Source organism: Seonamhaeicola marinus (assembly GCF_008085455.1).
The window spans coordinates 1-267 of sequence record NZ_VSDQ01000673.1 but is presented as its reverse complement, the minus strand read 5'-3'; the positions used below and the strand labels follow the sequence as shown (position 1 = coordinate 267).

1 protein-coding gene is annotated in these 267 nt (G+C 28.8%); it reads right to left on the bottom strand.

The features are described from left to right. Window positions 1-267 (bottom strand): TRCF domain-containing protein (locus FUA24_RS11115; protein WP_148542258.1); only part of this gene is annotated, 267 nt, incomplete at both ends.

Below are 267 nucleotides of genomic sequence, written 5' to 3'. Positions count from 1 at the left end.
TATTTTGACACTGTTTAACAAATCGGTCACTTGTGGTGGTAATTCCCCAAACCTATCAATTAAATCATTTTCAAACCTTGTTAGTTCTTCTTCGGTTTCAAGTTCATTAAGTTTGGTGTATAAACTTAATCTTTCTGCAATATTATTTATATAGCTATCAGGAAATAGCAATTCAAAATCTGTATCAATAGTTACATCTTTTACGTATGTTTTGTTTTCTTCGGGTGTATCATATAAATCTTTAAACTCATTTTCTTTAAGTTCTTC